At 65.0% G+C, this 26,518-nt stretch carries 28 protein-coding genes; 11 read left to right on the plus strand and 17 right to left on the minus strand.

Going from position 1 to position 26,518, the window contains the following annotated elements; all coding sequences use genetic code 11:
* Positions 1-34 precede the first annotated feature (34 nt).
* Both BJQ94_RS06770 and BJQ94_RS06775 read left to right on the plus strand, forming a co-directional pair.
* A complete protein-coding gene (locus tag BJQ94_RS06770) occupies positions 35-1,093 on the plus strand; it encodes a Gfo/Idh/MocA family oxidoreductase (RefSeq protein WP_265399846.1) in 1,059 nt (352 codons plus the stop codon).
* Entirely contained in the window at positions 1,090-2,067 is a 978-nt protein-coding gene (locus tag BJQ94_RS06775; RefSeq protein ID WP_265399847.1) for a Gfo/Idh/MocA family oxidoreductase, read from the plus strand. Before BJQ94_RS06770 ends, BJQ94_RS06775 begins: the two co-directional genes overlap by 4 nt.
* A gap of 61 nt (positions 2,068-2,128) precedes the next feature.
* Here the strand turns inward: BJQ94_RS06775 and BJQ94_RS06780 are convergent, their stop codons facing one another.
* The 6 genes from BJQ94_RS06780 to BJQ94_RS06805 form a co-directional block, all read right to left on the minus strand.
* Complete coding sequence (locus tag BJQ94_RS06780) at positions 2,129-2,848, minus strand: response regulator transcription factor (RefSeq protein ID WP_265399848.1); 720 nt, start codon at positions 2,846-2,848, stop codon at positions 2,129-2,131.
* Between the two features lie 13 nt (positions 2,849-2,861).
* Entirely contained in the window at positions 2,862-3,920 is a 1,059-nt protein-coding gene (locus BJQ94_RS06785; RefSeq protein WP_265399849.1) for a histidine kinase, read from the minus strand.
* 73 nt (positions 3,921-3,993) lie between these two features.
* A complete protein-coding gene (locus tag BJQ94_RS06790) occupies positions 3,994-5,829 on the minus strand; it encodes an ABC transporter ATP-binding protein (RefSeq protein ID WP_265399850.1) in 1,836 nt (611 codons plus the stop codon).
* 430 nt (positions 5,830-6,259) lie between these two features.
* Positions 6,260-6,520 (minus strand): PqqD family protein, encoded by a 261-nt coding sequence (locus BJQ94_RS06795; protein ID WP_265399851.1) that lies wholly within the window; start codon positions 6,518-6,520, stop codon positions 6,260-6,262.
* 23 nt (positions 6,521-6,543) lie between these two features.
* Positions 6,544-8,355, minus strand: coding sequence for an asparagine synthase-related protein (locus BJQ94_RS06800; protein WP_265399852.1), 1,812 nt, complete (start codon positions 8,353-8,355; stop codon positions 6,544-6,546).
* 137 nt (positions 8,356-8,492) lie between these two features.
* On the minus strand, positions 8,493-8,621 hold the full coding sequence (locus tag BJQ94_RS06805; protein WP_265399853.1) for a putative RiPP precursor: 129 nt from the start codon (positions 8,619-8,621) through the stop codon (positions 8,493-8,495).
* 592 nt (positions 8,622-9,213) lie between these two features.
* On the opposite strand from BJQ94_RS06805, the gene BJQ94_RS06810 reads away from it, so the two are divergent.
* Genes BJQ94_RS06810 through BJQ94_RS06820 form a run of 3 tightly spaced genes read left to right on the plus strand, consistent with a single transcriptional unit; the run spans position 9,214 to position 11,462 of the window.
* Positions 9,214-9,936, plus strand: a complete 723-nt coding sequence (locus BJQ94_RS06810) for an ATP-binding cassette domain-containing protein (protein ID WP_265399854.1) — start codon at positions 9,214-9,216, stop codon at positions 9,934-9,936.
* Positions 9,933-10,721 (plus strand): ABC transporter permease, encoded by a 789-nt coding sequence (locus tag BJQ94_RS06815; protein ID WP_265399855.1) that lies wholly within the window; start codon positions 9,933-9,935, stop codon positions 10,719-10,721. Before BJQ94_RS06810 ends, BJQ94_RS06815 begins: the two co-directional genes overlap by 4 nt.
* A gap of 33 nt (positions 10,722-10,754) precedes the next feature.
* Positions 10,755-11,462, plus strand: coding sequence for an ABC transporter permease (locus tag BJQ94_RS06820; RefSeq protein ID WP_265399856.1), 708 nt, complete (start codon positions 10,755-10,757; stop codon positions 11,460-11,462).
* A gap of 38 nt (positions 11,463-11,500) precedes the next feature.
* On the opposite strand, the gene BJQ94_RS06825 is transcribed toward BJQ94_RS06820, so the two are convergent.
* Complete coding sequence (locus BJQ94_RS06825; RefSeq protein WP_265399857.1) at positions 11,501-11,968, minus strand: VOC family protein; 468 nt, start codon at positions 11,966-11,968, stop codon at positions 11,501-11,503.
* 136 nt (positions 11,969-12,104) lie between these two features.
* On the opposite strand from BJQ94_RS06825, the gene BJQ94_RS06830 reads away from it, so the two are divergent.
* Positions 12,105-12,311 (plus strand): hypothetical protein, encoded by a 207-nt coding sequence (locus tag BJQ94_RS06830; protein WP_265399858.1) that lies wholly within the window; start codon positions 12,105-12,107, stop codon positions 12,309-12,311.
* A gap of 88 nt (positions 12,312-12,399) precedes the next feature.
* Positions 12,400-13,092: a hypothetical protein gene (locus BJQ94_RS06835; RefSeq protein ID WP_265399859.1), complete on the plus strand. Its 693-nt coding sequence runs from the start codon at positions 12,400-12,402 to the stop codon at positions 13,090-13,092.
* Between the two features lie 87 nt (positions 13,093-13,179).
* Here BJQ94_RS06835 and BJQ94_RS06840 read toward each other — a convergent pair whose 3' ends face one another.
* The gene (locus BJQ94_RS06840) at positions 13,180-14,679 is read right to left on the minus strand and encodes a CitMHS family transporter (protein WP_265399860.1); all 1,500 of its coding nucleotides are present in this window, start codon (positions 14,677-14,679) and stop codon (positions 13,180-13,182) included.
* Positions 14,680-14,894: 215 nt separating this feature from the next.
* On the opposite strand from BJQ94_RS06840, the gene BJQ94_RS06845 reads away from it, so the two are divergent.
* Positions 14,895-16,568 (plus strand): sensor histidine kinase, encoded by a 1,674-nt coding sequence (locus BJQ94_RS06845; protein ID WP_345893486.1) that lies wholly within the window; start codon positions 14,895-14,897, stop codon positions 16,566-16,568.
* Positions 16,565-17,221, plus strand: a complete 657-nt coding sequence (locus BJQ94_RS06850) for a response regulator (protein WP_265399861.1) — start codon at positions 16,565-16,567, stop codon at positions 17,219-17,221. The genes BJQ94_RS06845 and BJQ94_RS06850 overlap by 4 nt, the downstream gene beginning before the upstream one ends.
* Positions 17,222-17,747: 526 nt before the next feature.
* On the opposite strand, the gene BJQ94_RS06855 is transcribed toward BJQ94_RS06850, so the two are convergent.
* The gene (locus BJQ94_RS06855) at positions 17,748-17,984 is read right to left on the minus strand and encodes a DUF4177 domain-containing protein (protein ID WP_265399862.1); all 237 of its coding nucleotides are present in this window, start codon (positions 17,982-17,984) and stop codon (positions 17,748-17,750) included.
* Positions 17,985-18,030: 46 nt separating this feature from the next.
* Between BJQ94_RS06855 and BJQ94_RS06860 the strand changes: the two genes are divergently transcribed.
* Entirely contained in the window at positions 18,031-18,228 is a 198-nt protein-coding gene (locus BJQ94_RS06860) for a hypothetical protein (protein ID WP_265399929.1), read from the plus strand.
* Between the two features lie 254 nt (positions 18,229-18,482).
* A complete protein-coding gene (locus BJQ94_RS06865) occupies positions 18,483-18,605 on the plus strand; it encodes a LuxR C-terminal-related transcriptional regulator (RefSeq protein WP_265399927.1) in 123 nt (40 codons plus the stop codon).
* A gap of 56 nt (positions 18,606-18,661) precedes the next feature.
* Here the strand turns inward: BJQ94_RS06865 and BJQ94_RS06870 are convergent, their stop codons facing one another.
* The 8 genes from BJQ94_RS06870 to urtA form a co-directional block, all read right to left on the minus strand.
* Positions 18,662-19,237: a TetR/AcrR family transcriptional regulator gene (locus BJQ94_RS06870; protein WP_265399863.1), complete on the minus strand. Its 576-nt coding sequence runs from the start codon at positions 19,235-19,237 to the stop codon at positions 18,662-18,664.
* Positions 19,237-19,800 carry a TetR/AcrR family transcriptional regulator gene (locus BJQ94_RS06875; RefSeq protein WP_265399864.1) on the minus strand — a complete coding sequence of 188 codons (564 nt, stop codon included), beginning with the start codon at positions 19,798-19,800 and terminating at the stop codon, positions 19,237-19,239. The genes BJQ94_RS06870 and BJQ94_RS06875 overlap by 1 nt, the downstream gene beginning before the upstream one ends.
* Entirely contained in the window at positions 19,739-21,496 is a 1,758-nt protein-coding gene (locus tag BJQ94_RS06880; protein ID WP_265399865.1) for a hypothetical protein, read from the minus strand. The genes BJQ94_RS06875 and BJQ94_RS06880 overlap by 62 nt, the downstream gene beginning before the upstream one ends.
* Positions 21,497-21,556: 60 nt before the next feature.
* Complete coding sequence (locus BJQ94_RS06885; RefSeq protein ID WP_265399866.1) at positions 21,557-22,243, minus strand: ATP-binding cassette domain-containing protein; 687 nt, start codon at positions 22,241-22,243, stop codon at positions 21,557-21,559.
* Positions 22,243-23,019, minus strand: a complete 777-nt coding sequence (urtD, locus tag BJQ94_RS06890) for an urea ABC transporter ATP-binding protein UrtD (protein WP_265399867.1) — start codon at positions 23,017-23,019, stop codon at positions 22,243-22,245. The genes BJQ94_RS06885 and urtD overlap by 1 nt, the downstream gene beginning before the upstream one ends.
* A complete protein-coding gene (gene urtC / locus BJQ94_RS06895; RefSeq protein WP_265399868.1) occupies positions 23,016-24,119 on the minus strand; it encodes an urea ABC transporter permease subunit UrtC in 1,104 nt (367 codons plus the stop codon). Before urtC ends, urtD begins: the two co-directional genes overlap by 4 nt.
* Positions 24,116-25,000 (minus strand): urea ABC transporter permease subunit UrtB, encoded by an 885-nt coding sequence (urtB, locus tag BJQ94_RS06900; RefSeq protein ID WP_265399869.1) that lies wholly within the window; start codon positions 24,998-25,000, stop codon positions 24,116-24,118. The genes urtC and urtB overlap by 4 nt, the downstream gene beginning before the upstream one ends.
* A 100-nt stretch (positions 25,001-25,100) precedes the next feature.
* Positions 25,101-26,399 carry an urea ABC transporter substrate-binding protein gene (urtA, locus tag BJQ94_RS06905; protein WP_265399870.1) on the minus strand — a complete coding sequence of 433 codons (1,299 nt, stop codon included), beginning with the start codon at positions 26,397-26,399 and terminating at the stop codon, positions 25,101-25,103.
* Between the last annotated feature and the right edge of the window lie 119 nt (positions 26,400-26,518).

Below are 26,518 nucleotides of genomic sequence, written 5' to 3' on the forward strand. Positions count from 1 at the left end.
CCAGTCCACACTCCACTCAGATACAGAGGCATCAATGTTGAATGTCGCCTTCATCGGCAACGGTAAGAGCACGAACCGCTACCACGCCCCGTTCGTGCTCGCCCGACCCGACAAGTTCCACATCAAGACGATCTACGGGCGCAGCGCCCCATCCTGGGCGCTGATCCCGGGTGTCGAGTATGTGTCCGACCCCGAAGCCATCTGGGCTGATGACGACCTCGATCTCGTCATCATCACCACCACAAGCCCGGAATCTCACGCCGAGTTCACCCGCACCGCGCTCGAACGCGGCAAGAACGTGCTCGTAGAGAAGCCGTTCTCGCCGACCGCGGCGGAAGCACGGGAGCTGTTCGAGCTCGCGAACGAGAAGGGCCTGTTCGTGCAGGGCTTCCAGAACCGCCGGTTCGACTCAGACTTCCTCACCGTCAAAGAGGTGCTGGCCCGCGGAGTACTCGGAGACCTCTTGGAGGTCGAGATGCACTACGACTACTACCGCCCGGAGACCTCGCACAGCTTCCCGCCGTCCACGGATCCTGGCTTCTCGTTCCTCTTCGGACACGGCGTGCACACCATCGACCAGGCGCTCAGCCTGTTCGGCTCACCCGACCGGATCCACTACGACGTGCGCCAGCTCCTGGGCCCGGGGCGCGCCAACGACTACTTCGACGTGGACCTCTACTACGGCACTCTCAAGGTCACCATCGGGTCGAGCTTCTTCCGGCTGGTCGGACGCCCACGCTTCACCCTTTACGGAACCACAGGTACCTTCGTCAAGGTCACCGAGGATCGACAGGAGGAACACCTCAAGATGTTCGCGGTGCCGGGAGCGCCCGGCTTCGGCGTCGACTCGCCGGCGCATTACGGAACCCTCAGCTATGTCGACGAAGACGGCGGTTTCCATGAGGAAAAGGTCGTCTCCCAGGTGGGCGACTACTCCCGCTTCTACGACGGGATCTACGAGTCCCTCGTCAATGGTGCGCCCAAGGTCGTCAAGGACGACGAGACCATCGAACTCATCGGGATTCTCGAAGAGGGCCTCCGTCAGGGATGGGTTCCGGCGACCGTAGAGCTGCTGGAGCGGGGCGCGCTGTGAAACTCGCGGTTCTCGGATCAGGGCAGATTGTCAACGACTTCCTCCCACACGCCGCCGATATCGCGGGGCTCGAACTGGCCGCCATCTTCGGGCTGCCCCCGACGAGGAACGAACTGGAAACTCTGCAGGCGCGGTTTGAGATCGGCACGGTGTACGTCGACCTTGACGAGTGTCTCGCCGACCCCAATGTAGACACAGTGTGGATTGCGGTGCCCAACTTTCTGCATGCACGGTTCGCCCGCGCAGCCCTGGAAGCGGGCAAGAACGTCATCTGCGAGAAGCCGTTTGTGCTCCGAGAGGATGAGCTGGCGGAACTCCGCGCGCTGGCCATCGAACGGGACCTCATCCTCGTCGAGGCCATCACCACGCAGTACCTGGCCAATTACCGCTGGATCACGGAGAACCTTGACCGAGTCGGTGAGTTGAAGATGATCCAGTCTGACTACTCGCAGTACTCGTCCCGGTTCGATGCCTTCCGGGAGGGGACGGTGCTGCCGGCGTTCGACCCGGCTCAGGGAGGTGGCGCGCTGCTGGACATCGGCATCTACCCGATCCACTTCGTCGTCGGGCTCCTGGGCCGCCCGCTCGCCGTGCGGTACACCGCCAACATTGAACGGGGCGTCGACACGTCCGGCGTCCTTGTGCTGGACTACGGCGACCGGACCGCGGTGTGCGTCTGCGCGAAAGACTCGGACGGTCCGATCCGCACGAAGATCCAGGGCACCGACGGCTGGATCGTGGTTGATGGTCCGCCGAACGTCATGAGCTCGTTGACGACGAAGGTGCGCGGCGGAGAGGTCGAACAGATCGACCTGACCCTTCATTCACACCGCATGGTTGAGGAGTTCCGTGCGTTCGAGAAGATGATCCGCGAGCATGACACCGCTGAGCGGGACCGGCGGCTGGAGCACAGTGCGATGGTCCTCGCCGTAGCCGTGGCAGCCCTCAAGTCGGCCGGCATCGCCCCCGCGTAGCGGTGTCCATCATCTGACAGTGCGGCCTGGTGGCTTTGTGCACTAGGCCGCACGGCTATATCTATCTGGCAGAACGCCAACTCGCCCGATCGCCGAAGATCGCGAACTTCCGCTGTTCGTGCTTTTCTTCGGGGGCGTGTCGCACGCCCTCGTAGTACAGGGTCACCAGCTCGGATCGTGTGCGGGCGCCCAGCTTGGCCCGGAGCCGACTGACGTACGTCTTGACCGACGATTGAGCGAGATACAGTTCCGAGGCGATCTCGCTGTTGCTCTTACCCTGCGCGATGAGCTGGAGCATCTCGGACTCTCGTTCGGTCATTCGAACGAGGGGCCCGCTGGCTGTGTCGATCTCCCGCACCTGAGCGTCGTGACCGCCGGTGCGCATCCGCTCGATGATGCCCGAGGTCACTTCGGGCGACAGCATCCCGCCGCCGGCATGGATCACCCGGATGGCGCGAAGGAGGTCGGTGAGCGGTCCGTTCTTGACGATGAAGCCGGCGGCGCCGGCGACCACGGCGGCCTCGACGTCTTCCGGCTGGTCGAAGATGGTGACCACGAGGATTCGGATCTCCGAGGTCCGTGCGCAGATCCGACGGGTGGCTTCGACGCCATCCATGCCCGGCATATGCAGGTCCATCAGCAACACATCCGGCTTGACCTCGAGCGCCGTGTGGAAGGCTTCCAGGCCGCTCGCCGCCTCCGCCACGATGTGCATGTCGTCTTGCATATCGATCAACTGCCGATAGCTGTCGCGCATGATCGGGTCGTCGTCGGTGATCATCACTCTGATGGCACTAGTCATGAGTCTCATCTGCCGGCAGCGCTGGAAGCGGGATGGTGACAGTGACGGAGAACAGGTCTCCTTCACGGTGCACGTCGGCTGCGCCTCCGAGCATTTCGGCGCGTTCGCGGATTCCGTCGAGTCCGATCCCGGGGTTGCTGTCATCGTGGTGGCCTGGTGAGATGCTTTCGCTGCTTACGGTCAGTAGACCCGGCGAGTCCAGGCCGACGCGGATCGTCCCCTGTGAGTGCGCCGCGTGTTTTCCGATGTTCGTGACGAGCTCTTGCAGAATTCGGTACAGGTTGACATCAACGATTGTCGGAAGTGACTCGGGCAGATCCATCGCGAGGTCCACATCGATGCCCAGCGCCGCGCTGGAGCGCACCAGGTCGGGGAAACTGCTCATCGTGGGCTGCGTGGCGGGAGCGACGCCGGTTTTCACCGTGACCAGCAGACTGCGAACTTCGGTCAGGGCAAGTCGACTGTCGACTTCGATGGACGCGAGCACGCCGAGGACCTTGGGCAGATCCGTCGAGTTCACCTCCGTCGCCACGGCGGCCTGCATCCCGATGCGGCTGAGGGTGTGGGAGAGGATGTCGTGCAGCTCGCGGGATACTTCCGCGCGCTGCTCCAGCAAGGCGGTACGTTTTCGTGACTCCGCGGCCTGTTCGCGTTGCTCGGCTTCGGCTCGGCCCTGCACGCCCATCAACCAGGCGCCGAAGAGGAACGTGACGCTGACGAGCACCTGGAGAACCATGAAATCGCTCGACGGAGCTTGCGCGGATACGAGGACGAGGAAGAACCCGACAGAGACCACCGAGGTGATGAGCTTGAGCCGCCTGCTTTTCCCCGACAGGAACGTCACCCGATACAGCCCCCACGACGCCATGATGAACGGCTCCTGGGTGACGCCGATCAGCCATCCCGCCACTGTGATCGCGAACAGCAGGTAGAAGGAAAGTTGGGGATGCGTGGGCGTGAAGATCACAACGAGCGCGTATGAGCCGATGAGCGCCAGCTGAATGACCCTGAGTTCGGGTGAGCCGGGGGAGACCGTCAGCCAAAATGCCACTCCGACTCCGACGGCCAAGAACAGGCCAGCGGTGGTGGTGGTCGCCCGGGGAGCTATTCCGTAGGACGACGGCCTACGACGCAAGAAGTTGGTTTTCCGCGAGGTCTCGGTAGAGCGGGGTCGACGCGAGTAGCTCCTCATGCGTCCCTTTCCCGATGACCTGGCCATTGTCAACGACAATGATCTCGTCTGAGTCGATGACAGTTGCCAGCCTATGTGCGATGACCATCAGTGAGCGCCCGGCGGCAACCGCGTCGATCGCCTTCCGCATCTGAACTTCATTGCGGCTGTCCAAACTGGATGTCGACTCGTCGAGCAAGAGGAGAGGGGGCGAACTGAGGAGTGCCCGAGCAATTGCAAGCCGCTGACGCTCGCCTCCGGAGAGGGTAACGCCACCGTCACCGATCTGATGGTTGAGACCCTGTCCGCTTCGTTCGGTGAGTTCGAGGAGATTGACCGAGGCCAGAGCGGCGAGACACTCGTCATCAGTGGCGTTGGGCTTTGCCATGGTCAGATTCTCTCGAATTGTGCCGCCCAGTGCGGGCGCGTCCTGCTCGACGTATCCGATCTGCGCCCGAAGTGAGTTGCGATCAAGCGTCTGGATGTCCTTTCCGAAGATCTGTATCGATCCGTCGCTTGCGTCGTAGAAGCGCTCGATGAGCTGGAATATCGTGCTTTTACCGGCTCCGGATGGTCCGACCAGGGCGATGCGTTTGCCCGCGGGAACCGAGAACGAGATCTGACTGAGCACGGGGCGAGGGGTGCGGGCCGACCCGTCGGAACCATCATGTTCCTCGTAGGAGAAGTCCACGCCTGTGAAACTGACCGCGTTCTCGGCCAGGGCAACGTGGATGGCCGAGAGCGCCAGGGTTTCCCGTTCGGCTACGTCTTCGGTCGGCAAGGAGAGGATTTCCCGAATCCGACCGAAGGCACCCAGGGCTTGGTTTATCGATCCCACGGCTCCGAAAGCCTGGCCGAGGGGAACCACGAGCATGACGAGGAAGAGCATGAACGCGACGAGATCGGCCACACTCATCTGCCCGGCATTGACGCGGTAACCGCCGATGCCGAGGACGGTGAGGAGGGAAATCTGAGTGCAGAGACCTGAGACGGGCGAGATGATCGCGATGAACTTCGCGGCCGAGACTCCGGCTTTCCAGGAACGGACGGCGTGGTCTTCCACCCGGAGCTCTTCGTGCCGAGTCGAGTTGGTGGCGCGGACCGTTCGCACTCCGCGCAACCCGCGCTCCAGAGCGGTGCTGAGGTCGCCTAAGGACTGTTGGGCTTCGGTGCTGGCCTTCTTGACCAAAACGCCCAGACTCAAGACGACCGCGAGGGAAAGCACGATGATCAGCAGGGTCAAGCCGAGAAGCCCGGCGTCGATGAACGCCATCGCTATTCCGGCGCCGATGATGATGGCGATGCCGCTCAACGCGGACACGGCTGACTGAATGAGAGCGACGCGCAGCAGCGTCGTGTCGCTGTTGATCCGAGACACGAAATCACCGGTGCTCCGGCGGTCGTACTCCGAGATGCGCAGTCGAAAGACGCGTCGGATCAGTTGTCGTCTCGAATCGAGGACCACACCCTCACCGATTCTCTGGAGAAGGTACTGCTGGATTCCGGTCAGGACTGTTGCCGCGATCAGGAGGCCGGCCAGGATCCAGATCGTCGACGAAAGGCTCGTTCCCGCGGTCACGGACTCAATGGCCTGTGCCACGACCAGGGGCTGGGCCAATGACGTCAGCGCGCTGGCAATCCCAACGATTCCGACGAACACGAGTTGCGCCTTCTGGCTGAAGAGCAGGTGAACGAGCGCGGAGAAGTCCCCCCGGGGTTTTGCTCGCGATGGCTCACCTTTGGATGGCATCGAGTAAATTCCCTGTGCTGATGCTGCGTACTCAGTCATTTCTTTGCCTCTGAATAGGTGGTGGACGCGGAGCTGAGAACGGTGACGTAGTCAGCTATTTCTGGTTGCTCGCCCACCTGGTGCGCGTCAACTTCCACCCAGGCGTGGGCGCGGAAGGGCTCTAACGCGAAGCCGGTGCACCAGGTCGCCGACGTGCCCGATAACCGGCAGAGGAGCACTGTGGCCACAGACCGGCGGAGGCACCCTTGCGGGCCCCGGCAGCTGAGACTGACCGTGCACACCGCTTCTCGTGCCCGAGCGCACTGCGATATCGAAGCGGTGGGTCGAGACGTGGTCAGCGTGCGGAGGAGACTGGCGATCCTGTGTGGGGGAAGTCTGACGAGCGCACCAGCCAGCAAGACGGCGAGACGAGCCCGGGATGATTCGGCATACCGCAGCGACGTGCTCTCCTCGGAAAACAGCGGGATGCTCATGAGTCCTCGGAGCGAAGCCACTTGTGTTTCTCGAAGGTTGCCAGGCACCCGGTCACATCCGTGAGTGCAGTTCGGGCGTCGACATCGAATTCCTCGGTCAGCTGAGTGGCGACGTGTTCGGGTTCGAGCCCGTTCAGGGTGTGACGCAGCACGAAATACGCCGTCGGGTTCAATTGGAGATATCCACCTCGGCGTGAGTCGAAGATAATGGCGCCTTCGCCCACCTCCTTCAGCGTGATGTGGCTGGCCAGCTTCATAGTTGTCCTTCGTGAGTCCATGGCTAAATCCCGACACCGTGCCGTGTGGCCGCTTGTAACCAGTTCTCCACGGCGACGAACGTCTCGACCTGAGACAGGAAGTCCGGGGACGGAGCTGGATCCGAGAGTCTGCTGAGCATGAGGTCCACATCGATCAAGTTCGCCTCAGCCAGCAGCGACGCCCGGATGCCGGTGTGCAGCTCTGTGCGTCGCTGGGTGAACTCGGCGTAGGTGTCGGCGCTGTACTCGCCCGACACTCGTCTCTTGAAGAATTCCGGTGGCATCGACAGAGGCGCCATTGCCCGCGCCAAGAGGGGTTTCGCCGTCGACGTGCCCAGCCGGTATCGCATCGGGACCGCGGAAACTGCCTCAATCATTGACCGTTTCAAGAACGGACTGTCCCATCGAGCATTTCCTCCATGAACCTGGTTGATCTGATGCTGAACCTGCCCCTGAAACAGCAAGGATTCGTGCATCTGATGCCGGCCCCTATCCGGGTCGAGTCCGGCGCGCCAGGGTGACGAACCATGAAACGCGAGGGCCGTTGCAGCCAAGTCCGTCGCGTGGGTCGTCATGTTCTCGGGCCAGGACGGCCGGGCAAACCACGAGCCGGGCCGATGTGACGAGTTGGCGCGGTGTGCCAGTTTGGAGGGAAGTGCGGCGAGTGAGCTCCCGAAGGTCTGGCGGTTCACGACCTCTGCGAGAACCGGTAGAAACGGGGTCCGTGACGCTGAGCAGAGGCGCCGGACGGCAGCTACGGAATGCAGCCCGCCCTCATTGACCAATGACCACGAAATTGCTGGAACGGGACCGAACAGTTCATCACCACCGATGCCGGTGAAATGGGTGGTCTGTCCGAAGTCGCTCAAGGATCTGCGGAGCTTCTGCAGGAACCCGTTGGATCCTGACCAGAGGATGGGCTGATCGGGGACGACAAGCGCTGAGGGTGATCGGTTGAGGAGAAACGCCTGTGCGGTGCTCCCGAGAGTGGGCAACTCACGCAGCTCAATCGACAGGTCATCGGCTGCCTTTCGCGCCCACGAGAGGTCGTCATTGCGGGGGTTTACCGATCGTGAGTGGAATGCGGTGGGTGTGGCGCCCAACGACCCGAGTGCGTAGGCGACACTGCTCGAATCGAGTCCGCCAGACAAGTCGCAGGTAACGGTGTCGGAGCGGTCCAGCGCTTGCCCCAGGGTCTCGGTCAGGGACTTTCGTACCCGATCGGCTCCCTCGTCCAATGTGTCGCCGACCGCTGGCGGGGTCCACCAGCAGACCGCTCGCGGACCTCCGTTGGGGGAGAGTGCCAGATAGCTGTGCGGATGGAGCCGATCAACCTGATCCCACAAAGGCAACAACGCGAAGGGGTAGGGCGGGAGTTCTCGGTTGAGTCGGAGCGCCAGCCGGGGCAGTGACACCTTTGCGCGGTGCGCTTTGGCCAGTGTCAGCGCGGAGTCGCTGGCAACGGTGCCGTCGTTCGACGTGACCCAGTGAATGTTGGAGCTACCCGAGAGCGATCCAGCCAAAAGTTGGTGGCCGTCGAATGAGATGGCGACGATGCCGTCCCCAGCAATCTCGGCGAGAAAATCGTGAGCTGCGACGAGATCGGAAATGTCGTTCAGCGAGTTCTGAAGCCGGTGCGGATTCGTGATTCCGCATCTCTCGATCACTAGCACGGCGCGACGGTCTCGAGACGTGAGGACGAGATGCTCGGTGAGCCGGCCGATGACCCACTCGTTTCCACTTGCGTGACGCACGGTGGACATCCCTGTTCCGTGCGATAGTTCGGCCAGCACACGTTCGCTGTGCGGTGAGTCTTGGAGGAATGTCAACGCCATGGAATGTCTTGGGCCTTCCGGCTTGGTGAGATCAGGTGCGAAGCGAGTACCGACCCGATGGGCCGGCCGCCAGTGGCAGCTTGCGGATACACAATCGAGATCGCGCGCCGTCAAGCTGCCACCGGTCGATCGGTCGGTTAGCCGATCGCGATGAAGGCGCGACCGCCGAAGATGTCGCGCCAGGATCCGAACCACACGCCGTTCGTCACGGACTTGAACTCGCCCAGGGTCTGGACGGACGGAGAAATGTATGCGGACTTGTTCATGGCGATGCTCTTTTCTTTGTACTGGCCGCGTCCTAGGACACTGCTGGTTTATGGCCAAAGAATGAGAAATCCGGATGGATGCCCCCCACCAACTGGCGCTAAACCTAGCAAGGCAGGAAAGGGCCAAACTCGCCCTGTTATCCACAGCCCGGCGCCAATTCCCCCACTTCAGGGGGCCGCCAACGTGATACTGGCGTTGCTCCTCGCATCCGAAATTCACGCCACCGGGAGCCAGGAGACTGCGAACGTTCCAGCGTCAGTCCTCAGCGCGCGTGACACGCCCGTGTGGTCTAAACATCCCGATTAAAGGATGTTTAGCCGTCTACCTAAGGCCGGGCTGGGGCGAGTTCCGTTCCGTGAAGGGCGTGCTGGTCGAGCTTCCGAGCGCGCTCGAGGCGCGCGCAGATCCCGAATTCATCGGTGCCACCTGGCCTCGGCCGGCGCCCCTCTGACTGTCAACTTTGGGGGACAAATACGCGCCATGCCGACAACGTGGCAAGAGGCCCGCGAGGTCGGGCCGGCCCCTTGATCCCGTGCAAGAGTCAACTTTGGGCGACTATCTACCAGCCGGCAGATTCGAGACTCTGGTCTCATGATCGAAATCAAGAATTTGCGCAAACGGCACGGGCGCAAGGAAGTGCTCCACGACCTCAGCTTCGCCGTCGAGCCGGGCCGAATCACCGGTTTCCTGGGGCCCAACGGTGCGGGCAAAAGTTCGACCCTCCGGATCCTGCTCGGGCTCGACCGGGCAACCAGCGGGTCCGCTTTGATCAACGGAGTCGCCTACGGGCAGATGCTGAACCCGATGCGGTCGGTCGGGGCGATGTTCGATGGTCCGGGGGCCAGTAAAGGGCGCTCGGCCAGAGACCACCTGCGGTGGATGTGCGTCAGCAACGAGATTCCGCGCAATCGGGTGAACGAGGTGCTCGAGATCGTCGGTTTGGCAGACAACGCGAAGGACAAGGTCGGAACGTTCTCGTTGGGGATGGGACAACGCCTCGGCATAGCATCCGCCCTCTTGGGGCACCCCGGGGTGCTCGTGCTGGACGAGCCCACCAATGGGCTCGATCCCGATGGGCTGCGGTGGTTGCGAGCGTTTTTGCGAGACCAAGCGCAGATGGGAAACACCGTTTTGGTGTCCAGCCATCTCATGACGGAGATGGAAGGGATCGCAGACGACCTCGTTGTCATCAGTGACGGTGCGATCGTGTCCACGGGCACCGTCGCTGCTGTTCGAGGAAGGCACCCGTCGTTGGAATCCGCGTTCTTTGCGTTGACCGACGCTGTCACGTGGCGAGTGGACAAACGCGCATGACCTGGCTAACGATCAGCGTCAAGACCGAGGCCGTCAAGGTCGTCACTTCCAAACCGCTCTGGCTCCTGCCCGTGGTGACCGTCCTGCTCACCTGGGTGTTGACGTATGTCACCGGCCTGTCTGACTTGAAGGCGACAGGAGGGGACTTGGGCGGCACGACAGCCGAGAACAATCCCCTCATGTACGCCGACAAACTCCCCCCGCTGGAGTTTCAAGGATTCGATCTCATGAACATCGGTCTGATTCTGATGATCGCGCTGGGGGCGATCTATGCCGGCGCCGAGTATCGAGATGGTCTCATCCGAAGTTCTCTGATTGCGCAGCCGAGAAGAGTCAGGTTGTTTGTGACCAAGGCGGGCGTGCTCGTGGCGATCATCGCCGTGACCGCAGCCCTCTCCATGGGGGTCGGCACGGTACTTCGGCACCTCGCCCTGGGTGAACATGGCCTGGACCCCCTCGCATTTCCCCCGCTCGTGTGGCGAAACGTCGCCGGTGTCGCACTGACGTGGTCCGTTCTCGGCCTCCTCGCCTTCACCATCGGGGTCATCGCACGCAATGCGATTGTGCCGCTTGTGTTCACGATTCCACTCGCGGTTGGGCTGGGAGACTTCCTCGTCACCCTCTGGGAGCCCGCCAAATTCCTCCCGCCAGCGGCTGGGGCAGATCTCTTCACTCCGGCGGACGGAATCCATCTCGACCCCGTGACGGGCGCTCTGGTCATGAGCGCCTGGGCCGCCATCTCGATAGTCAGTGCGGGTGCCCTCTTTCTCAAGCGGGATGCCTAAATGTCGCTGGGATCGGCCACAAATGCGGAAGTTGTGAAGCTTCTGTCGCTGCCGGCCGCGTTGTACACGATGCTCGCTGTGCTCGTGATCCCCGCGGCGCTCGCCGTGGCGATGGGCCTGAACATGAGGGGGTCGGACGCGCTGACCTCGATGGGCGCCGAAACCCAGGGTTTTGAAGTCGCAGGTTTCGGCCAACCTCTCGTGATCCTGCTGGCCGCCCTCATCGTCGGCAGCGAATATCAGAACGGCCTGCTGCGGTCGTCCCAGCTCGCCACTCCGAACAGAGCCCGCCTCCTCGGCGCAAAAGCCATCGTGATCACGGTCCTCTCCGTCTCGCTGGCATTTCTGTCCATCGGACTAGCGGTCGCCCTCCGACAGATCGTGCTCGGTGATTCCGGCATCCCGCTGTTCTCTTTCACCGGCGCAATGTGGATCAACCTCGCCACTGTCGCTCTCAACTGGACCCTGATCAGCCTGGTTTCCGGGGCCTTGACCGTGCTGGCGCGATCGGTGCTCCTCCCGGTGATCGTTCTCGTGCCCATGGTGCTCGGCCTGGGGGTGTCCCTGGTCGGGGTGCTCCCGTGGCTGAAGTTCGCGCCCGACCTCGCTGGACTCCAACTCCTGACCGAGTACCCTGGGATCGGCTTACTTGACCCGGTCGTCGGTGGGCTGGTCATGGCCGCGTGGGCCGTGGCGCTGTCAGCTGCTGCATTCGTCACATTCAACAGGCGCGATGCGTAACGCGCACCAGTTCTTGTGGTGGTCGCCGAGGCGGCCGATCAGGCGTTCTCAAGCTCGGCGATCACGATCTTCTTCTGCTGCATCATCACCTGGATCTGCTCAGGGCGGCGGGTGTACTCGCCCATGTTCGCGGGGATGATCTGCCAGCTGAGGCCGAACCGGTCCTTGCACCACCCACACTGCTCCGAGTCGGGCACGTGCGAGAGCCGCGACCAGTAGTGGTCGATTTCCTCCTGATCCCGGCACGACACCACTAAGGAGATCGACTCGTTGAAGGTGAAGGCCGGCCCGCCGTCGAGACAGACGAAGTCCACACCGTTCAGACGGAACTGGCCGTTCAGCACCTTGCCGCTCATACCGCCGAAATGCTCGTCGAGCGTCTCGTCGGGATACTCTCCGATCGACAGGATGCGGGAGTTCGGGAACACGCTGACGTAGTACTCCATCGCCTCGCGGGCCTGATCGTCGAACCACAGACACGGCTGTATGGGTGAGAGTTCGGCCATGGGATCCTCCCTGTTCGCACTGTTCTAGTGCGTCCAAGATATGCGGATGCGGCGAAGCCGGCGAGAAGCACGGCGGGTATTACCCACGGGTGCCAAACCGCATACGCTGGGTGTGTTGCCGACCGAAGGATCCGCCGTGTCTGACCACTCCGAGCACTCCCCGCAGGGCCACATCCCAGCCCCGGATGAACCGTCCGTTCCCGAGCTTGAGGACGACCAAACCGTCGCGCCACGTCCGGAGGAGGAGATCGCCGACGTTCTGCGGGCCAAGCCAGACCTTGACGATCACAGCGAGCATCGAGTGAAGACACCCCGGCATCGCGAAAGAAGTAATTTGGATTAAGAAGCCGCGTCTGCGCGCACCTCCCGGCCGTCGATGTCGGGGTGGTCGCGTCGCCTGTGGCCGTGTTCGGAGCCAATAGACTCACGCAATGCGTCAGACCGATACCTCCCAGGCCCGCGCCGAGCACCGGTGGCCGGCCGTCATCGGGCTGCTGATCGCCCTGGGCCTGTACGCCACCCTGCCGAGCGTGTTCATTCCAGGGCTGCGATACGCGGTGGTGGCCGTCGGCCTCGCCATGTTGATCCCGCTCCTGCTGCTGAACCCCCACCGGCTCCTGAAGGAAACCCGGTGGTCGAAGAACCTCGCCACCGGGCAGGCGCTGCTTCTGGTCGCGGCGAACGAGGTGGCCCTCGTACAGCTGATCATGCTGCTCACCACGTCCGGCATGAGCGACGGGCCCAATCTCCTGCTCGCCGCCCTGCAGATCTGGGTCACGAACATCATCGCGTTCGCCCTGGTGTTCTGGGAGCTCGACCGCGGCGGACCGGTGTCCCGCCGGCACGCCGCCCGTGCGGACATGCCGCCGGCAGACTTCCGGTTTCCCCAAGACGAAGACCACGACGCGATCGACGAGGTGGCCGCGAGGTCCTCGCAGCGAATCGGCTGGGTGGCCTCGTTCGTCGACTACGCGTACTTCTCCCTGTCCAATTCCATGGCGTTCAGTCCCACCGACACGATGCCGCTCTCGGGCAGGGCGAAGGTGTTGATGGGTCTGGAAGCCGCTGGCGGGTTCATGCTCCTCGCCCTGGTGATTGCCCGGGCCGTCTCGCTCCTCGGTTGAGGGATCCCGCTCCCGCCTCCCGAGTAAGAAAGCCCCCGGAAGCCGAGTCGCTTGCGGGGACCTTCGGTTGAAGACTGTGCTCTGCGTTTAGCCGAACGGGACGGCGCCGACCAGCACGCCGACGAACAGCATCACCAGCGAGACCACGCAGGCTCGCCAGAGCACCTTCTTGTGGTGGTCGCCGAGGTTGACGCCGGCGAGGGAGACGAGCAGCAGAATGGCCGGTACCAGCGGGCTCTGCAGGTGCACGGGCTGGCCGATGATCGAGGCACGGGCCATCTCGACCGGGTCGATGCCGTAGGTCGCCGCGCTCTCGGCGAGCACGGGGAGGATGCCGAAGTAGAACGCGTCGTTGGACATGAAGAAGGTCATCGGGATGGAGAGCACCCCGGTGATGACCGCCAGGTACTCACCCATCGAGGCCGGCACAACCTGCACGACCCAGTCGGCCATGGCCGTGACCATGCCGGTGCCGTTGAGCACGCCGACGAGCACACCGGCGGCGAGCACCATCGACACGACGCCGACGATGCTGGGGGCGTGCGCCACGATCTCGTCGGCCTGGCTGCGGAGCTTGGGGAAGTTGATCACGAGCGCCACCGCCGTGCCGACCATGAAGATGTAGGCCAGCGGCATGACGTCCAGCACGAGCAGCACCATCACGGCGACCGTCAGTGCGAGGTTCACCCAGATCAGCTTGGGCCGCAGCGTCGGCCGGTCCGCGCTGAGCATGGTGTCGGCCATCGCGGTGTCGCGCTCGTCCTCGAGAGCCAGCTGCTGGGCCAGGGTCGTGGGCCCGGCCGGCATCCGCTGGCCCGGACGCACCGTGAGGATGCCAGTGGTCGAGAGCGTTGCGGCTGCTCCGGGGCGCACGTCGGTGCCGCGCACGATGCGGTTGCCGCCAAAGAGCTTGCGCCCGAAGCTCGGTGCCGCGGTGGGCGCATCCGCCTGGGCGGCGGGGGAGTACTCGAGCGAGCCGATGCGCTTGCGCTCGCTCAGCCCCAGGAACCAGGCGAACGTCAGCGCGATGACGAGGCCCGTCGCCAGGGAGGGCAGCATGGGCACGAAGATGTCGGTGGGTGAGACGCCGAGCGCCGACGCGGCCCGCACGGTGGGGCCGCCCCACGGCACGATGTTGAGCGTGCCGTTCATGAGCCCCGCCACGCAGGTGAGCACCACCGGGCTCATGCCCAGACGCAGGTAGATCGGCAGCATCGCCGAGGTCGTGATGATGAAGGTCGTGGAGCCGTCGCCGTCGAGCGACACCGCGCCAGCCAGGATCGCCGTGCCCAACACCACCTTGGCCGGGTCGTTGCCGAGGAAGCGGGTGATGAAGCGGATGAGGGGATCGAACAGCCCGACGTCGATCATGATGCCGAAGAACATGATTGCGAACATGAGCAGCGCCGCCGTCGGGGCGAGGTCCCCGATCGACTCGATGATCATGTCGCCGAGACCCAGCCCGGCGCCGGCGAAGAGGCCGAAGATCGTGGGGACGAGGATGAGGGCGACCATCGGCGTGAGCCGTCTGGTCATGATGAGGACCATGAAGGTGAGGATCATGGTGAATCCGAGAATGACGAGCACAGAGACTCCCTTGTCTATGTCTGGATGGTGCGTGTGTCTGGATGGTGCGGCCGAGCCGGGTGGACCCCGCTCGGCGGCCACCGCCGAAGCGGATGACGATGAGTGTGAAGCCTAGACAGGCTGCGCGCGCCGCATCCGGTATCTCGCTTTGCGGCACGTATTGCGCATATCGTTAGTTGTGCGCATTGTGCTCGATGCGCCGCAAGGAGGCGAAGGTGCGGTTCTCGACGCAGATGCTGCTGCTGCAGCTGGCCTGCGTGACCGTCGTCGTCGCGATCTGCACCGGCGTGTTCGTGGGGATCGGCGTGCAACAGCTGCGGGCCGAGGCCGAGACCTCTGCGCTGTCGATCGCACGCACCGTGGCCGCCGACTCCGATGTGCGCGCCGGTGTGGCCCAGGCGTCGGCGGATATCGGAACGCCGACGAACGCGAGCCTTCGCGGCGGGCCGCTCTCCGAGCTCGCGGCGGGGGCGGAGGCCAACACCGGCGCGCTGTTCATCGTGATCACCGACGACCACGGCATCCGCCTCGCCCACCCCGATCCCACGATGCTCGGCAAGGTGGTCAGCACCGAGTTCGCCGAAGCTCTGGCCGGGCGGGAGACGGTGTCGTGGGAATCGGGCACCCTGGGTGCGTCGGCTCGCGCCAAAGTTCCCGTGCGTGACCCCGACACCGATGTGCCGGTGGGGGAGGTGAGCGTCGGGTTTGCCCCGAGCAGCGTGTTCCAGGAGCTTCCCCTCCTGCTGGGCGGCGTCGCGCTGGCGGCCGCCGTTGCCCTGGCGCTGGGCGCCGTCGTGTCGTTCGTCATCCGACGCCGCCTCGAGCACCTCACTCTCGGCTTGCAGCCCGAGGAACTCTCCGCGCTGGTGCAGAACCAAGCGGCGGTGCTCGACGGTGTGGGGGATGGAGTGCTCGCGTACCGATCGGATGGCGTCGTGACGGTTGCCAATACGACGGCCGCTCGATTGCTCGGCATCTCCGACCTGGTCGGACGCCGCATCCACGATCTCGCACTGCCCGGGCCGGTGATCGCGGCCCTGGCCGGTGAACCGAACCCGCTGGTGGCGGGGCGACGGGGAGCGGGGGCTGCCGAGCCGGTTGTGCTCGCCGACCATGTGGTCTACATCGACACCCACCCGGTGTCGCGCGCGAACCGGGATCTGGGCGTGATCGCGGTCATCCGCGACCGCACCGACGTGGTGAACCTCACCGATCGCCTGGAAACCGTGGCGTCGATGACCGATGCGCTTCGGGTGCAGCGCCACGAGTTCGCGAACCGCCTGCACGTGACGGCGGGCCTGATGGACGCGGGCCGCATGCCCGACGCCCGGGACTACCTCGACGAGGTGCTGCTGGCGTCACGCACCCCCGGCGGTCCGTTCGCCGGGGAGCATCTGACCGAGCCGTTCCTGGTGTCGCTGGTGCAAGCGAAGGCCGCGCAGGCCGGTGAGCGCGGCGTGCAGCTGACGGTGGGCGCGGACTCCTTGGTACGCGGAGTCGTCGCTGCGCCCGCTGACGTGGCCACCGTGCTCGCCAACCTCGTCGACAATGCGGTGAACGCGGCCGTGTACGGAGCCGAGCCGCGGTGGGTGGACGTGGAACTGCTCGACGACGGTGACACCCTCGTCATCACCGTGTCCGACTCCGGGCCCGGCGTCGCCGACGAGGCACTCGTGTTCAGCGACCGGCAGCGCCTGGACCTGGACCCGAACGCGGTGCATGGGCGGGGCATCGGTCTGCCGCTGGTGCGCGAGATCGCTGCGCGTCTGGGCGGGGAGGTGTGGCTGGCCGACGCCGGTGGCCCGTGCGGCAGCGGTGCCGTGTTCTGCGCCCGTCTGCCCGGGGTCATGCGGGCGCCGGCGCATCCAATTCAAGGAGAAGAACGATGACCGAAACCATTTCCGTGCTCGTCGTCGACGACGACTTTCGCGTTGCCGGCCTGCATCGCGACATCGTGGATGCGTGCCCCGGCTACACCGCCCTCGAGCCGGTTCGAGGAGTGCGCGCCGCGCGCGCGGCCGTGCGTGACCTGCGGCCCGACCTTGTCATCTGCGACGTCTATCTGCCCGACGGTGACGGGATCGCCTTCGTCGCCGAGATCGACGTGGACGCGTTCGTGATCAGCGCGGCATCGGATGGCGCCACCGTGCGCCGTGCCCTGCGCGCCGGGGCCCTGGACTACCTCATCAAACCGTTCGAACCCGCGCGATTGAGCGAGCGGCTGGAAGCCTATCGCCGGTTCCGCACCCTGGCCGGCGAAGACCGGCCGCTCGACCAGGAGGCCATCGACAAGGCGCAGCGGGTGCTGCACGGTCGGGAGGGGGGAGCCACATCCGTGTCACGTTCCACCACCGAGAAGCTGCTGATCGAGCTGCTCCAGGACGGCGAAACGTCTGCGAGTCTGATCGCCGACCGTGCCGGTCTGTCGCGCGCGACCGCGCAGCGGCACCTCGCAGCCCTGGCCACCCGCGGTGACGTGGACGTGACCCTGCGCTACGGGTCGACGGGTCGCCCTGAGCACCGCTACAGCGTGCGGCGCTGACCCGGCCGCTGGTCGAGCCTGTCGAGACCCCGCGAGCCAATCGCCCAACGCGACCCTGTCGCTGGTCGAGCTTGTCGAGACCCCGCGAGCCGGCCCACGGACTCGCCATGCCCCGCTCGTTTGCGGACTTCGCACAGTCGTTCGCGCCCGGTACTGTGCGAAGTCCGTAAACGAACGAGAAACCGAAGGGGTGGGCGCGGCCCGCAGACCGCTCACCTGGTCTCGACAAGCTCGACCAACGGGGATGGGTGCGGCCGGCAGGCAGCTCACCTGGTCTCGACGAGCTCGACCAACGAGACCGGTAGGCAGTCACCCTCTCCAGGACCACTGCCTGGTGGCCTCCGCTGGCGGGCTGAGTCGAGCGACCATGGTGTTCGACCGTCCACCCGATCACAACGAGCCGTTCACCGTGGACGCGAGCCTGCGCACGGGCTCGACAGGTCGCGCCACGCACCGCTACAGCGTGCGGGGCCGATTGGCATAGCGGCGCTGGTGCTCAGTGAGCACCACGCCAACGCCTTATGCCTTAGACGATTCGCTCAAACACCAGCGTTGCTTGGATCCGATCGCCGCCTCCGAAGCCTTTGCTGCCCGACGCCGCGGTCGTAATTGTGTGCAGTCGATAGCCGAGCGCCGCCTGCGCGTTGATGGAGTTTTCCAACTCCGTGAGATTTCCGGAGCCGGTGCCCAGGAACTTCTCTTTGAGCACAACCTGGATCACTACATACATGCCATTTGACGCCATCTGAGCTTCGCCTTTCATTGCCCCGAAAATCGGAGCACTACCCGAGGTCTCCACAGTATCGGTGATGAGCGAAATCGCCGCCCAACAGCTAAAAGACGAGCTGATCGACGACCGTGCCGGTGTGTCTCGCGCGACGGCGCAGCGGCACCTCGCCGCCCTGGCCACCCGCGGTGACGTGGACGTGACCCTGCGCTACGGCTCGACGGGTCGCCCCGAGCACAGGTACAGCGTCCGACGCCGACGCCTCGAAAGAACTGTCTAGACCGCGTGAGGCAATCGCTCAAAGCTACCCTTTCGCTGGTCGAGCTTGTCGAGACCGCGCGAGCCGGCCTTCGGACTTGCTATGCAAACGAACGAGAACCCACGGGATGGGCGCGGCCCACAGACCGCTCACTTGGTCTCGACAAGCTCGACCTACGAGATGGGCGCGGCCCACAGACCGCTCACCTGGTCTCGACAAGCTCGACCAACGGGAGGGGCGCGGCCCACAAGGACTAGAGCCTGACCGACGCCCAGATCGCCGACCGGCTCTACCTCAGCGCCCACACTGTGCACCGGCACGTCGCCAACGCGCGCACCAAGCTCGGCGTCCCCTCGAGCGCCGCCGCGGCGGCCTGGGTGCTGACCCACCCGCACTGATTCCGTCGGCGGGGCATCGTTCCGCCTCGCGTCGCGAAATGGCGGGCGGTGCCCTCTTAGCCGGCGGTGCGGGCGCGGATCAGGTCGAGCTGCGCTTCCGCGGCCCACATGGCGGCGTCGGCGATGTCCCGGCCGTCCATGCCGAGCTCTCGGCGCATGGTGACCCAGGTGGCCGAGGAGTCCAGGTGGCAGAGCGCGGCCACGAGGAGACGGCGCTCGTGATCGGACAGGGAGGGCACCTCTTGCCGCAGCATCGAGTCGAACCGGTCGCGGCGCGGCGCCGGCTCCGACCCGTTCACGCCGCGCATCGCCGTCTCCGCGACGACGTGAGCGAGTTCCGGGCGCAGCTCGTAGGCTTCCATCGCCTCACGGATGGCGATCGGCACATCGAAGATCGACTCCGATTCCTGCCTGGTGAAGATGGTCCGCTCGATCCAGGCCGAGGTCGCCAGGAGCAGGTCGACGCGGGTGGGGTAGTACCGGAAGACGGTTCGCTCGCCGATGCCGGCCCGCAGCGCGATGAGGCGGAACGAGATGTCGTCGGTGCCGACCTCTTCGATCAGTTCGGAGTAGGCCGTGAGGATCGCCGCCTGGGTCGACGAGAGCTCGGGCTCCGGGCCGGCTTCGGGCACTAAGCGGCCCAACTCGATTTCGGAGCGGTCGCGAGAACCTGCAGGATGGCGCGGTCGAACGCCTCGAACGTCTCAGCGGCACTCATATCGAATCCGGTGCGCATCCGGGCCCAGAAGATGGGGGAGGCGAAGTACCGTGCGGATGCGGCGATGCGCTGCGCGTCGCGGCGGTTGAGCGTGGGCGCCGCTTCGTCGAGCATCGCGAGGATGGCGCTGGTGATCGGGACCGATGGCGCTTGGGTGGTGGGGGAGAGGGCAGCGCCACGTGCCGACACGAACGCACAGCCGGGCGAGGTCTCGTAGGCCCGGAACCGGTCGCGCACCGCCTCGCGGAATTCCTCTGGCGTGCGGAACTCGGGGAGCGGGAACTGCTCGGCCTCGATCCAGGTTGCCAGGGCCTCCAGGAGGTGCGAGCGCGTGGGGAAACGGCGGTAGATGGTGCGCTCGGACACCCCGGTGGCTTCGGCGAGATCGAGGTAGGAAATGTCCTCGAACGTGTGCTCACGCAGGAGTGCGACCGCGCTCTCGAGGATCAAAGTCTCGGTATCGACCGGCTTCTCCATCACGCCTCCTTCTTCTTCCGACACCGGGCAGCTTGTCCGGCTCCGGCGGAAGCACGTAACGGGCGGAGTCATCGAGCGTCAGCGCGAGCGACGAGATGTACTGGATCTCCCCGTGCGGCCCACGCTCGGCTGACACCATCATATCTGGTCGCTCGAACATGTATCCAGTGACATGGCAGCGCAGCCGCTCCCCGGACGGGTTGCCGTCGAGATCCAGAATCGGTGTCGGGATGCCGTCATCGCGGCGCCGCAGGTAGTACCGGCCGCGCGTGAGTATCGCCATGAGCGGGGTGAGCACGACGGCGACCCCGATCGCGATCAGAACGGAGAAAGGTTGCATGGCCTCGCCGAAGAGACCGGCGAAACACAGCAGGGAGAGCAGAGAGGCCAGGCCGACGGACGTCAGCCCCACCGGGTTCCAGTTGTGCAGCATCCCGCGCCGGAACTCGGGGAAGCGGGGCGAGATCTTGAGCAGGTATTTGTTGATCGCGATGTCGGCCGAGATAGTGACCAGCCACGCCATCACCACGTTCGCGTAGAGGCTGAGCACGAACGAGATCAGGCTGAAGACATCCATGAGCATGAGCGTCAGGGCGATGGTGAGGTTGAAGGCCACGAAGACCGCGCGACCGGGGTAACGCTTGCGCACACGCGTGTAGACGTTCGACCAGGCGAGCGAGCCCGAGTAGGCATTGGTGACGTTGATCTTCACCTGTGCGACCACGATGAGGATGAGCGCGAGGATGAGGGCGATCCAGTCCGGCAGGATCGACTGGTACATGCCGAGGAACTGTTTCACCGGCTCGACGGCCCTGTCCCCGATGTCGGGGTCGACCTTCATCACCAGGTAGACGGCGAGGAACACGCCGATCACCTGCTTCGTGCCGCTGAACAGCACCCAACCGGGCCCGCTGAACAGGAACGATGCCCACCACGACGTGCGGTTCGCCGCGGTGCGCGGCGGCATGACCCGGATGTAGTCGATCTGCTCCGCCAGCTGCGGGGTGAGAGCGAAACACACCGCGGCGCTTCCGACGATGGCACTGAAGCTGACCGTGCCGCCGGACTCACCCGGGAAGCCGAGAAAATCGGTGACGGTGTCGGGCTGGGTGAACACGACCCAGAGCAGCGGCAGCAGCGCGAGCGCGAGCCAGAGCGGCGTTGTCCAGAACTGCAGACGCTCCAGCGCGCGCATGCCGAAGACGACGATGGGGATGACCACCAGGGTCGACACGATGTACCCGGCGGGCAGGGGCAGGCCGACGGCGGCTTCGAGGCCCTGCGCCATGATCGCGCCCTCGAGCGCGAAGAAAATGCAGGTGAAGCCGGCGTAGATGACGGTGGTGATGATTGAGCCGTAGTAGCCGAAACCGGAGCCACGGGCGATCAGGTCGAGATCGAGGTTGTATCTCGCGGCGTAGAACGCCACCGGCACGCCGACCGCGAAGATGATCACGGAGGCCAGCAGGATGCCGAGCATCGCGTTGGTGGTGCCGTGCTGGAGTCCGACACTGGCCCCGATGGAGAAGTCGGCGAGGAATGCGATCGATCCCAGCGCGGTGCCGCCGATGGACAGGGCACTCCAACGGCGGAACGAACGCGGTACGTAGCGGAAGGCGTAGTCCTCGAGGCTGTCCTCGGCGGCTGCGCGTGCGTCGTCGGCTCGAGCCACCTTCGTCACCCCCAGCGCATCCACGATGTCAACATTCTGTCGGAGGCGTGTTTCGCATGCGTTGCCGAGAGGATTCAATCTGAGTCAAATCACCATCGCGGCCCGCACGTCAGTCATCGCCGCAGCACCGCCCTCTCCGGCCTGTGTCACCCGTCCTGAGGCGAGCACCACGTACTTCTCGGCCGCCGCGAGGGCGAAGCCGATGTGCTGCTCGACCAGCAGCACGCTGAGTCCGCCCTCGGCCAGCCCGATGATCGTCTCCTCGATCTCGGCCACGATGGTGGGCTGGATGCCCTCGGTGGGTTCGTCCAGGATCAGCAGTTTCGGTTGGGTGATCAGCGCCCGGGCGATGGCCAGCTGCTGCCGTTGGCCGCCGGAGAGCAGCCCGGCCTTGCGGGTGGCGAACTGGGCGAGCGCCGGGAAGCGTTCGAGCATCTCGGCGATCTTCGCCTTGCCGTTGCGCCGGCCATCGGCGATGAGCTGGAGGTTCTCCATGGTGGTCAGCTGTCCGAACGACTGCTGCCCCTGCGCCACATAGGCCATGCCGCGCTGGACGCGCCGGTTCGGTGCCAGATGGGTGACGTCCTCGCCGTCGAAGAGCACCTGGCCGCTCGTCGGGCGGATGAGGCCGATCGTGGTGCGCAGCAGCGTGGACTTGCCGGCCCCGTTGTGGCCGAGCACGGCGACAAGCTTGGTGGAGCCGGGGATGGACACCCCCTGGAGCACACTGGTTCGGCCGTAGCCGGCGTCGATGTTGATGATTTCGAGCATCAGCCGTCCTCCATGCCGATGGTCATAACGGACGGCGCCGCAGCGGTGCCGAGGTACACCTCCTGCACGCGCGGGTCGGATTGCACTTCGGCAACCGAGCCCTCGCTGAGCACCCGGCCCTGGTGCAGCACGGTGACCCTGGACGCGAATCGGCGCATGAAGTCCATGTCGTGTTCGACGACCAGGACGGTGCGGGTGGCGGCCACCCGACCGAGCAGTTCGCCGGTGGCGGTGCGCTCGTCCAGGCTCATGCCCGCCACGGGCTCATCGAGCAGCAGCACCTTGGCGTCCTGCACCAGCAGCATCGCGATCTCCAGCCACTGCTTCTGGCCGTGCGACAGGATGCCGGCCGGCGTCGCGAGCTCCTGGCTGAGACCCGTCTCGTCGAGTGCCCGGTGGATCGCCGGATCGATGCCGCGCCGGGCCCGCAGCAGCGACAGTGAGGAGCGGTGCAGTCCGGCGGCGATGTCGAGGTTCTGCAGCACCGTGAGCTCGTCGAACACGCTCGCGGTCTGGAAGGTACGGCCGACGCCGAGCCGGACGATCTTGTGGGCAGGCTTGCCCAGAAGTTCCTGGCCGCCGAGCCGAGCCGAGCCCGAGCCCTTGGACAGACCGGTGATGGCGTCGATGCAGGTCGTCTTGCCGGCGCCGTTCGGGCCGATGAGGAATCTCACCTCGCCGGGGTGGGCGTCGAAGGAGACGCCGCCGACGGCGACGAACCCGTCGAACTCGACGCGGAGGTCTGTGACGACGAGTGAACCGTCTGTGACTGTCATTTCTTCACCTCATCGAACTCGGGTGCCGCAGTGGTGGCCGTGGGGGCGGGCGTTCCCCGCGGGCGCCACACCAGGCCGGTGACCTTGCCGACCAGCGACGACAACCCCATCGGGAGGAAAAGCGTCACCAGGATGAACAGCAGCCCGAGGATGTAGATCCACCCACTGGGCCAGCTGGAACCGAGACTCGACTGCCCCCATCCGATGGCCATGGCCCCCAGTGCCGGCCCGAACAGAGACGCACGCCCACCCAGCGCCACTCCGGCGATCATCAGGATCGACGCGGAGGCCCCGATCTCCTGCGGAGTGATGATGCCCGCGATCGGCACGAACATGGCTCCGGCGATGCTGGCCATCACGGCGGCGACCACGAAGGCGACCAGTTTGATGTTGGCGGGGTCGTAGCCGAGAAAGCGCACGCGTTCTTCGGCGTCCCGCGTGGCGATCAGCAGTTCGCCGAAGCGGCTGCGCTTGAGCTGCCACACCACCAGCAGGCACACGATGAGCAGTGCGGCCGCGATCAGGTAGACCATGAGCTTGTTGCCGTCGTCGCTGAGAACGAAGCCGAAGAAGTACTTGAAGTCACTCAGCCCGGTGTCGCCGCCGGTTTCCCGGATCGTGGAGCTGATCAGCACGGCCAGTGCCACGGCCAGCGCCTGGGTGAGGATGGCGAAGTACGCGCCCTTGACCCGGCTCTTGAAGAGCGCGTAGCCGAGGATCGACGCCACGATCACGGGGAGGAGCACGATGGCCAGCAGGGTGAAGACGTCGCTGCGGAAGGGCTCCCAGAAAGCCGGCAGCGGCGCGAGCGGGTCGTACAGGATCATGAAGATCGGCAGGCTGTCGGGCCCCGCGGATTCCAGCGTGAGGTGCATCGCCATGGAGTAGGCGCCGAGGCCGAAGAAGACGCCCTGGCCCATGACGAGCATGCCGCCCCGGCCCCAGGCCAGGCCGATGCCGACCGCGGCAATCGCCCAGCAGCAGTACTTGCCGAGGTTGTTGATCCAGTGCATGGACAGCACAGAGGGGGCGACGGCCAGCAGGAGGAGAGCGAACACCCCGATGCCGATGAGGGGGAGCCACGGTCTGAGATTCTTCATGTGAGCCCCCTGGTGCGAACGGTGAACAGGCCTTGCGGGCGAAACTGCAGGAAGACAACCACGAGCACGAACGCCAGCACCTGCGCGAGGCTTCCGGTGGTCCAATCGGCGAAGTACGCCATCGCGACCCCCACGACCCAGGCCGCGATGATCGTGCCCTTGATCTGGCCGATGCCGCCGGCGACGACCACGAGGAAGGCCGGGATGATGTACTGCGTGCCCATTTGAGAGTTCGTGCCGCCGATCAGGGAGGCGGCCACGCCGGCGACCCCGGCCAGGCCGGACCCGACGAAGAAGGTGATGCGGTCGATGCTGCGGGTGGGCACGCCGCTGGTCTCGGCGAGGTCCCGGTTTTGCACGGTGGCACGGATGCGGCGACCGAAAGACGAGTATTTGAGCCATCCGGCCAGTGCGGCCACGCAGAGGGCAGCCAGCACGAGGGTGAACACCTGACGGAGAGGCCAGTCATAACCGAGGACGGTGAGCTGGCCGTCGAGCCAGCCGGGTTTCTCCACCGGCACGCCCTGGGCGGGGAAGATCTGGAGGGCGGCCTGCTGCAGGATCAGGCTCACCCCGACCGTGACGAGGAGGGTGTCCAACGGCCGGCGGTACATCCACTGGATGATGCTGACTTCGACCAGCAGGCCGAGGAGGCCCGCGCCCAGAAAGGCGAGTGGCAGTGCCACCGGGATAGAGAGGTCACTGGACGAGATGACCTGTTGGGTCAGGTAGGCGATGAAGGCTCCGGCCATGAGGAACTCGCCGTGCGCCATGTTGATCACCCCCATCTGACCGAAGGTGAGTGAGAGGCCCAGTGCTGCCAACAGCAGCAGTGCGCCTTGCGCGGTGCCGTTCAGCAGCGGCGGTATGAGTCCATCCACGGATGGGTCCCTCTCTGAGGTTGCGAGCGTCGAAAGAAGCGGGGTGTGCGCGGGGTCCCGTGCCGTTGCCGGCACGGAACCCCGCGCACAGTGGGAGGGACTAGCCCGCGGACTTCACGAGCGCGTCGCGCACGTCGGCCGGGAACCAGTCGTAGCCCTCGAGGTACGGGTCGGGCTCGATCACGTCGTCGGAGGACCAGACGATGTCGAACTGGTTCTCGGCGTTGATCTTGCCGATGTGACCGGGCTTGGAGATGTGGTGGTTCTCGCCGTCCAGCGTGACGGTGCCTTCCGGTGCGTCGAACGTGACGCCGCCTTCGGCAGCGGCGGCGTTGACGTCGTCGACCTCGAACGAGCCGGCCTTCTCGACCAGTGCCTTGTACAGGTACAGCGAGATGTACGCGGCCTCCATCGGGTCGCTGGTCACGCCGCTGCTGCCGGGGTAGGCCTTCCAGTCCTCAATGAACTTGGCGTTGTTCGGGGTGTCCAGCGACTGGAAGTAGTTCCACGATGCGTAGTTGCCCGTGACCTCGTGGCCCATGGACGGCGCCTCTTCTTCAGCGATCGACACCGAGATGATCGGGGTCGTGTCGGGGGTGAGCCCGGCGTCGTAGTACGCCTTGATGAAGCCGACGTTGGAGGAGCCGTTGATGGTGTTGAAGATGAAGTCCGGCTTCGCTTCGGCGATCTTCGCCACCTGGGTGGTCCAGTCATCCTTGTCGAGCGGAACGTACTCCTCGCCGACGATCTCGATGCCCAGCTCGGCCGCGTAGAGCTTGATGATGGCGTTGGCGGTGCGCGGGAACACGTAGTCCGACCCGGCCAGGAAGAGCGTCTTCACGCCCTGAGAGGCGAGGAAGTCCATGGCGGGCAGGATCTGCTGGTTCGTGGTGGCGCCGGTGTAGTAGATGTTCGGCGACGCCTCGAGGCCCTCGTACTGCACGGGGTAGAAGAACAGGCCGTTGTTCTCCTCGACGACAGGCTTGACGGCCTTGCGCGACGAGGAGGTCCAGCCGCCGAAGATCGCGGCGACGCAGTCCTGAGTGAGCAGCTTCTCGGTCTTCTCCGCGAAGGTCGGCCAGTCGGTGGCACCGTCTTCCTGCACGTACTCGATCTGCTTGCCCAGGATGCCGCCGTCGGCGTTGATCTCGTCCGCAGCCATGTGCAGCACGTTGGAGACCGTCTTCTCGGAGATCGCCATGCCCCCGGTGAGCGAGTTGAGGAAGCCGAGCTTGATGGTGTCGCCCGAGGTGTCGATGCAGCTGGCGGCGGCGGGAGCCGCGGACTCCACCGTGTCCCCTGCACGGGCACCGCAACCGGAGAGGATGAGCGCCGTGGTCGCGGCAAGCGCGCCCGTGGCGAGGAGCGTCTTGACGCGCCCCCTGCTGGTGATGAGCATCTAGAACTCCATTCGATGGATGTGAAGTGGCGCGGGTGCAAGGGCGAGATCAATCGGTGATCCGACCCAGTTCTGCGAAGTAGCAGAACACTGACGAATGCTGTGTCTGAGTTCACGAT

The organism is Cryobacterium sp. SO2 (genome assembly GCF_026151165.2).
Taxonomy (GTDB): domain Bacteria; phylum Actinomycetota; class Actinomycetes; order Actinomycetales; family Microbacteriaceae; genus Cryobacterium.

Bases quoted from the DNA above. Each gene is read 5' to 3' on its own strand.
- BJQ94_RS06825 (WP_265399857.1), bottom strand. From the start codon at position 11,968: ATGGCCGAACTCTCACCCATACAGCCGTGTCTGTGGTTCGACGATCAG.
- BJQ94_RS06885 (WP_265399866.1), bottom strand. From the start codon at position 22,243: ATGCTCGAAATCATCAACATCGACGCCGGCTACGGCCGAACCAGTGTG.
- BJQ94_RS06800 (WP_265399852.1), bottom strand. From the start codon at position 8,355: ATGGCGTTGACATTCCTCCAAGACTCACCGCACAGCGAACGTGTGCTG.
- BJQ94_RS06795 (WP_265399851.1), bottom strand. From the start codon at position 6,520: ATGAAGCTGGCCAGCCACATCACGCTGAAGGAGGTGGGCGAAGGCGCC.
- BJQ94_RS06850 (WP_265399861.1), top strand. From the start codon at position 16,565: ATGACCGAAACCATTTCCGTGCTCGTCGTCGACGACGACTTTCGCGTT.
- BJQ94_RS06815 (WP_265399855.1), top strand. From the start codon at position 9,933: ATGACCTGGCTAACGATCAGCGTCAAGACCGAGGCCGTCAAGGTCGTC.
- BJQ94_RS06790 (WP_265399850.1), bottom strand. From the start codon at position 5,829: ATGACTGAGTACGCAGCATCAGCACAGGGAATTTACTCGATGCCATCC.
- urtC (WP_265399868.1), bottom strand. From the start codon at position 24,119: ATGAAGAATCTCAGACCGTGGCTCCCCCTCATCGGCATCGGGGTGTTC.
- BJQ94_RS06810 (WP_265399854.1), top strand. From the start codon at position 9,214: ATGATCGAAATCAAGAATTTGCGCAAACGGCACGGGCGCAAGGAAGTG.
- BJQ94_RS06770 (WP_265399846.1), top strand. From the start codon at position 35: ATGTTGAATGTCGCCTTCATCGGCAACGGTAAGAGCACGAACCGCTAC.
- BJQ94_RS06835 (WP_265399859.1), top strand. From the start codon at position 12,400: ATGCGTCAGACCGATACCTCCCAGGCCCGCGCCGAGCACCGGTGGCCG.
- BJQ94_RS06855 (WP_265399862.1), bottom strand. From the start codon at position 17,984: ATGAAAGGCGAAGCTCAGATGGCGTCAAATGGCATGTATGTAGTGATC.
- BJQ94_RS06860 (WP_265399929.1), top strand. From the start codon at position 18,031: ATGAGCGAAATCGCCGCCCAACAGCTAAAAGACGAGCTGATCGACGAC.
- BJQ94_RS06875 (WP_265399864.1), bottom strand. From the start codon at position 19,800: ATGGAGAAGCCGGTCGATACCGAGACTTTGATCCTCGAGAGCGCGGTC.
- urtA (WP_265399870.1), bottom strand. From the start codon at position 26,399: ATGCTCATCACCAGCAGGGGGCGCGTCAAGACGCTCCTCGCCACGGGC.
- BJQ94_RS06805 (WP_265399853.1), bottom strand. From the start codon at position 8,621: ATGAACAAGTCCGCATACATTTCTCCGTCCGTCCAGACCCTGGGCGAG.
- urtD (WP_265399867.1), bottom strand. From the start codon at position 23,019: ATGACAGTCACAGACGGTTCACTCGTCGTCACAGACCTCCGCGTCGAG.
- BJQ94_RS06780 (WP_265399848.1), bottom strand. From the start codon at position 2,848: ATGATCACCGACGACGACCCGATCATGCGCGACAGCTATCGGCAGTTG.